A 7,059-nucleotide genomic window follows, 5' to 3' on the forward strand; every position below is an offset into this window, starting at 1 on the left:
GCATCTAACGTTTGAGCTCAGGCCGCGGCCCGTCAGGGCCGTCGCGCCTGCAGCGAATTGTTAGGTCACTCCCGCACATGCTTCAAAGTGTCCGTAAACAGATTACGATGCTCTAGCACGGTAAGTTTGAAGCGCTTTGACTTCATGGATTTCCATGCTGTTGCTACGGCCAACCAGTTAACTTCGCCCCGATTCATAACTGCGTCGAAAGCCTCAATGAGGTCTGACTCTGATTTTGTGAGTTTTGCAGTCTTCTGCTCAGAGGCATTCTGAACCCCCACGAAACTCCGGAGCCTTACATTTAACTGAACATCGAAGGCGGAGGAATCTTTGTACTGGGCCGGAAACGATAGAATATTTTTTGCTCTCGTTGCGTCTTCGGCGGATAGGCTTAGCAACGCATATTGGTTCTGCAGATAGGTAAATGCCTGGTCAGGATATTTAGAAAAGTGGTGAAACTCTACGTCTAGAAGCTTTTCTACCTCAGACACATACGCGTGATCTTCATTGGCAAGATGGTAGGCCGCCATTAAAAGGTGACCATCTGCCAGATGCTGATTCGATACATCAGGTTTTGATTCGGCACATTTTTGCGCATCTTCAAAGGCTTGCTGGGCGTTTTTGCATAGATGCTCGAAATTCATTGAGTGACCTAACGATTAAGCTAAGGGGCGGCGGAACGCCGTCCCAGCGAACGAAGTGAGCGCTTTGAGTGCTGTAATGGACTCTCCCCGCGCCACAGTTCTATACCGAGAACGGTGGTGACTGAAATTGGGAGTGTGGTGATGAAGCGAATAGCGGTTGATCTGGCCAAGTCCGTTTACCAAGTTGCCGAGAGTGTCCGTTCCGGCCAGGTGGTGCAGCGTAGGCGGCTGAACCGAGAGGCGTTTAGGCGATATATACAGGAGCAGGCCGGGCCGGTCGAGTGGGTGATGGAGGCCTGTGGTACGGCCCACTACTGGGGTCGTGTAGCACAGTCCTTGGGGCATCGGGTGAAGCTGATCCACGCGTGTTATGTCCGGCCCTATCGCCGTCGCAACAAGACCGACCGCAGTGATTGTGATGCGATGCTGGAAGCGGCGCGCTGCAAGGATATTTATCCGGTGCCGGTGAAGCCCCACGAGCAGCAGCAACTGCATCGGCTGCGCGAAACCTGGAAGAAAACCCGGACCCAGCGCATCAACCTGTTGCGCGGCATCCTGCGCGAGGCGGGTATCGAAGCTCCGGCGTCCACCGCCGCGTTTATTCGCGCGGCCCATGAGCTGGTTGATCGGGAAGAACTGGCTCCCTTGAGCCATCAGCTGCATATCGTCCTGGCGGAAATCAACCTGCACGAACAGTGCATGGCCGAGTGCGAGCAGCAGCTCAAACGTTGGCACGCTGACGACGAGGTGGTGCGTAAGCTCGATGAAGTCAGTGGTATTGGCCTGCTGACAGCCAGTGCGCTGACAGCGGCGGTCGGCAAGCCTGAGCGCTTTGCTAATGGTCGTCAGCTGAGCGCCTGGCTGGGCATGACCCCGAGTGAATACAGCAGCGGCGAACGGCGACGGCTTGGGCGGATCAGCTGCAAGGGCAACATCTATGTGCGCACGCTACTTATCCATGGTTCGCGTGCGGCCTTGCTGGCGGCTCAGCGATGCCAGGCACGTACGCCAGAAAAGCTGACCCAGTTACAGCGCTGGGCCGTCGAGACGGCAGCCCGTATTGGGCACAACAAAGCGGCTGTGGCGCTGGCCAACAAGCTAGTCAGGATTTGCTGGGCGGTGTGGTGCCATGAGCGCCGTTTCAGTGGTAACTGGCAAAGCGTAAAGCCCGCCTAGCGGCGGGGGTAATCAGGAAGGAGTGATGGTTTTCTTGTGGTTGTGGTGAGCAGCAGCACTGTCGGAACAGGCGAGTCCTGCAGCGGATTAAGGCCGATAACAACGATGATCCCTGGGATCGATTGAACGCTTGGCCCCCGCTGCGCGAACTACAGAATGGCCAGGGCGGAAAGCCCAAAATAGGCCGGATATACGAGTGCAACCGCGCTGACGACAAGTGCAAAAGCAAAGCTTTGCTCACTACTTGTGGGGAGAGTCCATATACCAGTTGTTAGGCGTCATGTCGCAGGCCAGCCATTTGACGAAGTTAGTTCAAGAAGGTCTTGTAGTGCTATTTGGTTATGCTCTGCTAGCTGTTTACTTGAGACGAAATTCTTTAACTGTGCCTGCACCAGATTAGCGGTCTCTGCTGATGTTATTGATTCCTCAATGATGCTACAAGCACCGGCACAAACTTCATAATTTCCGGTCAGTGCCAGCTCTACAAGCTCCGGTAAAATGGCTTCACAGTTGAATTCACTTAGAGCATAAACAAGCGTCCCCCGATGATTAACGTTCTCAGGCTTAGCGATTGCTCTAAGTAGTGGTTCTACTGCGCTGGCATCCTGAATGTCCATCAAATCTAAAGCTGCCTTATCTCGAATAGATGAGTCAGGGGATTCTAGATCTTGGATAAGTGCCTGAAGTTCACGCATATCTGATTGATGCCTAACGTTTGGTTAAGGGGCGGGCTTTAGCCCGTCCCAGAGAGCGAAGCGAACGGTTTGAACCAATTGTTATGTTCCTCACTGCACGAGGCTATTCAAGGAAATCGACAGGAACCGTTTTTATATACTCCTTTGCTTTGCTGATAAGCGCCGCCCATTCTGCTTGGGGCTTTTCAGTGGCGTCGTATTCAATAAGTGCGTTTTCAAGCAAGTCCGCTAAACCCCAAATGGCTCTTCTTTCTTCTTCTGAAAGACTTTCGTGTGACTGCAAGTCTGAGAATTTTTCAGACATGATTTCCCAGGCAAGCAGCAGGTGGCCGAGGGTTATTCTAATTGATATTTCTTTGGAGAAATCTTCAGCTTCCATTATGGAGATTCCTTGAAGAGGAACATAACGTTTGGTTAAGGGGCGGGCTTTAGCCCGTCCCAGTGAGCGGAGCGAACGGTTTGAACCAGTTGTTATGCGCTTTGCGGTAGTGGTCTTTGTCTTTTAAGATAAAAAAGTGCCCCGCCAAATATTGCAGCGGCTATTGTGTAGCCGCCAAGTAAGACTATGGCAGTAGATTTGAAAGCGGTTATGAAGTCGACTTTTTCTGCATGCATTATAAAATACAAAGCGCCAAAGCTACCGCCTGATATAGCGCACAGCGCAAGGGCTGATACATAGCCAAGTAAGATGAATAACTGCCCTTTTAGGTTATTGCTTTTGGATAAAAAAATTGCGGCAAAAAATAGCCAGGAGATACACGCGGCACTTGTGAACATTCCCAGGCTCATTGCCCAGTGATGGAGTTCTCTAGTGCCTACTGGGGAGGTGTAAATAGCAAGAAACGTGGTAAATGCAGCAATACCGCCAGTAATGACAAGATTAGCTGAACGCATATTTTTCCTTTAGTGCATAACGTTTGGTTAAGGGGCGGGCTTTAGCCCGTCCCAGTGAGCGAAGCGAACGATTTGAACCACTTGTTAGGGGAGCTACACCCTTGCCCCTGTTTCATATAAATGGTCAACACAGTAAGCCACGCCAGCAACGCATGATTTGATACAGCGTGAATGAGAACATGTTTTTGAAGTTAGGCCGCCACGACTCTTTATTAGATATTCCTTCTCGGCCTCTATGTTGGCTTCTTGCCAGGTGCTTTGATTGGTAATAGCTATTTTAGTGGCTAGTTGTATTTGATATTTGTCGAATTCTGCTACTGCCCATAATTGGCTACAGGTAATGCATCTCTTTAGGCGTATCCAGTTACCTATTTCTACTTCGATGAGTGCTTCGAAGAATGATTGGTAGTCGACAACCTTAGACACGACGCCAAGCTTTTGGCAGATACATAGGGCCATCTTGCTTCTCTAACGTTTGGTTAAGGGGCGGGCTTTAGCCCGTCCCAGTGAGCGCAGCGAACGGTTTGAACCACTTGTTAGGCATGATAACTCAATACTGAAAAAGGTCTTCATTAACACAGTCGTTCAAAACTCCTGAAATTTCCTTACCGATAATTGCTAATACATTTGATATGTCACTGTTTCTTGGGTCAACGGCGCCGCCAAAAGCAAATGCGATAATTTCTTTGCCTGTAAGTGTTATTTGATCTGGGGCTGTAGATTGAATAGCAAGCCTTGCATCACAGCGCGACAGTTTAAGGGATAGTTCGTCATCGTCGCTCAAGCCGGCCCATTCTGCGAACTCTTTGTTTTCTTCTGGAACCCATTCTGGATCGTTTTCAACTTGAATTATAAACGGTGTTGGGGTTAGGACTATTAGCTGGGGAATGACTATGCCGCAGTCGCTCCACTCGGTAGGCATAGTTTTCCAGCGTGTATTTTGCTCAATGAGTGTGCCAAGCGATTTAAGTTCTAAACTAGTCTTGTTTGATTCATAGCAGATGTGAGCTGAAGTAATCATTCGAAGAATGCCTAACGTTTGGTTAAGGGGCGGGCTTTAGCCCGTCCCAGTGAGCGCAGCGAACGGTTTGAACCAGTTGTTAGGCGTGATTAGATGGTAAGATGCAGACTTCCGATGAAGAATACAATACGTAACAAGGAGATTTTTCATGCAGCTGGCATTCCCTATTGAACGAAAAATCTTAAACATAAGGGTGCGACTTACTATTCTGTTGCTTCTCGCGGTAATTTTCACATCGTCGTGCTCGATAAATCCAAGCAACCTACCTCCTGCTCGAGAATTGAAGGAGTTCAACCTTGTTCGCGATTACGTTTATCCATTTGAGTTCGGCACTACGAAAAAATGGGGGCTAAACAGCGGCGTATACAGATCGACCTGGGAAAATGAGAGAGGGGTTTACTATACGGGCGGAATAGGAAGTTTTGCAGCAAATCCTCATAGCGTTGGTGGCATATTCGTACCTTACTCAGGATTTAAAAATGACTACTATTTATTTGCTATAAATGGAGGTAGCAAATCTATATGTCAAGGAGCTGCGGAAGCCGGTGTTGTCCCTCAGATGATTTATATTTTTGATAGAGGGCGAATGATCGAAACTCCTGGGCAACGATTGCCTGATAGACTTATTGATGACATCAAAATTTCAGATGCTGACTCAGCAGTGCTATCAAGTCTCAAGAAGATCAAGTTATGGGAAGGGTGTGATTCATTCGAATCAGAATAGACGTAACTCCTCAGTAGATAGGAGAAAGCGGTGGAAGCTCGATTGGATGCCTAACGTTTGGTTAAGGGGCGGGCTTTAGCCCGTCCCAGTGAGCGAAGCGAACGGTTTGAACCAGTTGTTATGCACAACTACCCACCTTTTTGTGACTGCAAATTTTTCAGCGTGCTTTCAAGCTTATTGATTCTTGATAAATTAATTCGGGTGCGCTTCCAAAATGACATTTTAGTAAAGTCAGATAAGGTTTGTGTGTAGATCTTGATTTCGTTGTACTTGCTCAATAGATAACGGTCGTATTCTAAGCGAAGCCCTACTAGCTCCCACTCTTGTTGGCCCTGAGGTGCTTTTCTTATTTCTATTGATAGGCTGTCGCGGAGTTTGACTACATTGACTAATTGAGAGTGGTGAGTATTTAAGGCCGAGATTTGCATTCTTAGTAAAAATAACTCTGGGCTTTTGAATTTTGCTGGTATTTGTAAAAGTAAAGGTTGGTAGTCGATTAAGTTAGAGATGCCAGTGAGAGTCATGCGGCCAGTGCCTGGGCTTAAATTTGAAAGTTCATTATTTAAGATTCCGACATTTGAATCGCACCTTGTAATATTATCGAAAGCCAAATCCCTTACTTGCATTCTGACTATTTCATTGTATGAAATGGTTTTTAAGCAACCTGAAATCCAACCAGCAACTACAGATAAACATACACCAACTATAGCTCCAAGAACTGCTGCGAACAGAGTGAGATAAGTATTTGATGAGCTTAGCTGAGTAGAGAGAGCTAGCAGGTACTCACTTAGAAAATCTGAAAAGCTCATTCGGTAGTACCTTAATTTGTTAGCGATGACCTGCCTGAAAGGCTACGGTATTTAAACTTGATTGTGCATAACGTTTGGTTAAGGGGCCGGCTTTAGCCGGTCCCGAGTGAGCGAAGCGAACGACTTGAACCATTTGTTAGGTGAGCTGGTCAATCGCCCTTGCTCTTTAAATAAGCTTCTTTTGCCTTATTTCGCTTTAGTTCTTTTGCTGCTTCTTCTTGTGTTTTTTGTATTTGAGTTTTCTTGGCTTCTCGAACTGTTATCTCCGGGGTTCTCTTTAAAGCTTGAGACCAGCCGCGCTCAAAAATATCATGTTCTAGAGTGCCGGGAGGATAGGGGTTCTCATACTTTCCTTTGTTTGAAAAGTAACTTTTCCTTCCTTCTTGGTATGCGGGGTGATCATGAGTGTTGTTCATGAGTTTCACCTAACGTTTGGTTAAGGGGCGGGCTTTAGCCCGTCCCAGTGAGCGAAGCGAACGGTTTGAACCACTAGTTAGGAGCTTACTGCCGAAACTCATTGCGGCTACGTACAAGTTTCTGCAAATTCTTAAGCTTTCTAGGCCGGTGTTCTGCCCACATGATTTCAGCACCATCTTCGAGTTCTTCATAGATTGGAAGTAACTCAGTTATACCTTCGAAAACCCACTGAACAGGTACTGCATCAGGGCCACCAAGATACGGCTCAGTTGTTTCGTGAGCGATCTTTACGGCCTTGTCATAAGCGTCGTCTAGGTCAGTGGCTCTGACAATAATTGTATTTTCCCAAGATATAAATCTTTCCTCTTGGTTTTCATTATTCGGATCGTTTATCTCCGTGAAGCGAATTAAATATGAAGCCACGTACCAATCGACAGGAGAAATATTTTTGTCGTGGGCCATTGTTGGCTCCTAACGTTTGGTTAAGGGGCGGGCTTTAGCCCGTCCCAGTGAGCGAAGCGAACGGTTTGAACCAGTTGTTAGGGTTAATATGGTGCATAATTGTTTAGCTCTTTTATTCTTTGCTCCGCACGTTCTTTCTTGCAGCTTAAATATATGGAGTTGCGAATAGTGCCTGACCTATGCATTGCGTATTGCGTGTCACAATCTGCTTCTCTGA

The 7,059-nt window shown here is 47.5% G+C and carries 11 protein-coding genes; 2 read left to right on the forward strand and 9 right to left on the reverse strand.

What is annotated here, in order from left to right; all coding sequences use genetic code 11:
* Nucleotides 1–65: 65 nt before the first annotated feature.
* Entirely contained in the window at nt 66–644 is a 579-nt protein-coding gene (locus AACX99_RS03815; RefSeq protein ID WP_339409625.1) for a hypothetical protein, read from the reverse strand.
* A 141-nt stretch (nt 645–785) separates the two neighbouring features.
* Here AACX99_RS03815 and AACX99_RS03820 point away from each other — a divergent pair, with 141 nt between their 5' ends.
* Nucleotides 786–1,820 carry an IS110 family transposase gene (locus tag AACX99_RS03820; protein ID WP_339409627.1) on the forward strand — a complete coding sequence of 345 codons (1,035 nt, stop codon included), beginning with the start codon at nt 786–788 and terminating at the stop codon, nt 1,818–1,820.
* Between the two features lie 278 nt (nt 1,821–2,098).
* Here the strand turns inward: AACX99_RS03820 and AACX99_RS03825 are convergent, their stop codons facing one another.
* The 4 genes from AACX99_RS03825 to AACX99_RS03840 all read right to left on the reverse strand — a co-directional run bounded on the left by AACX99_RS03825 (nt 2,099) and on the right by AACX99_RS03840 (nt 4,430).
* The gene (locus AACX99_RS03825) at nt 2,099–2,515 is read right to left on the reverse strand and encodes a HEAT repeat domain-containing protein (protein ID WP_339409629.1); all 417 of its coding nucleotides are present in this window, start codon (nt 2,513–2,515) and stop codon (nt 2,099–2,101) included.
* Between the two features lie 103 nt (nt 2,516–2,618).
* Nucleotides 2,619–2,894 (reverse strand): hypothetical protein, encoded by a 276-nt coding sequence (locus AACX99_RS03830; protein ID WP_068828054.1) that lies wholly within the window; start codon nt 2,892–2,894, stop codon nt 2,619–2,621.
* Nucleotides 2,895–2,986: 92 nt separating this feature from the next.
* Entirely contained in the window at nt 2,987–3,409 is a 423-nt protein-coding gene (locus tag AACX99_RS03835) for a hypothetical protein (RefSeq protein WP_339409631.1), read from the reverse strand.
* 550 nt (nt 3,410–3,959) lie between these two features.
* On the reverse strand, nt 3,960–4,430 hold the full coding sequence (locus AACX99_RS03840; protein WP_339409632.1) for a hypothetical protein: 471 nt from the start codon (nt 4,428–4,430) through the stop codon (nt 3,960–3,962).
* 148 nt (nt 4,431–4,578) lie between these two features.
* On the opposite strand from AACX99_RS03840, the gene AACX99_RS03845 reads away from it, so the two are divergent.
* Nucleotides 4,579–5,154 carry a hypothetical protein gene (locus tag AACX99_RS03845; RefSeq protein ID WP_339409633.1) on the forward strand — a complete coding sequence of 192 codons (576 nt, stop codon included), beginning with the start codon at nt 4,579–4,581 and terminating at the stop codon, nt 5,152–5,154.
* Nucleotides 5,155–5,282: 128 nt separating this feature from the next.
* Here AACX99_RS03845 and AACX99_RS03850 read toward each other — a convergent pair whose 3' ends face one another.
* From AACX99_RS03850 to AACX99_RS22125, 4 genes are all read right to left on the reverse strand, one after another.
* The gene (locus AACX99_RS03850; RefSeq protein ID WP_339409634.1) at nt 5,283–5,963 is read right to left on the reverse strand and encodes a hypothetical protein; all 681 of its coding nucleotides are present in this window, start codon (nt 5,961–5,963) and stop codon (nt 5,283–5,285) included.
* Between the two features lie 149 nt (nt 5,964–6,112).
* Nucleotides 6,113–6,379: a hypothetical protein gene (locus AACX99_RS03855; protein WP_339409635.1), complete on the reverse strand. Its 267-nt coding sequence runs from the start codon at nt 6,377–6,379 to the stop codon at nt 6,113–6,115.
* 85 nt (nt 6,380–6,464) lie between these two features.
* On the reverse strand, nt 6,465–6,842 hold the full coding sequence (locus AACX99_RS03860) for a DUF4288 domain-containing protein (RefSeq protein WP_339409636.1): 378 nt from the start codon (nt 6,840–6,842) through the stop codon (nt 6,465–6,467).
* 83 nt (nt 6,843–6,925) lie between these two features.
* On the reverse strand, nt 6,926–7,059 hold a 134-nt coding region (locus AACX99_RS22125), incomplete at its 5' end, for a lysozyme inhibitor LprI family protein (protein WP_445261831.1).

Origin of the sequence: Pseudomonas sp. EA_35y_Pfl2_R5 (assembly GCF_963970805.1) — a bacterium.
GTDB lineage: Bacteria > Pseudomonadota > Gammaproteobacteria > Pseudomonadales > Pseudomonadaceae > Aquipseudomonas.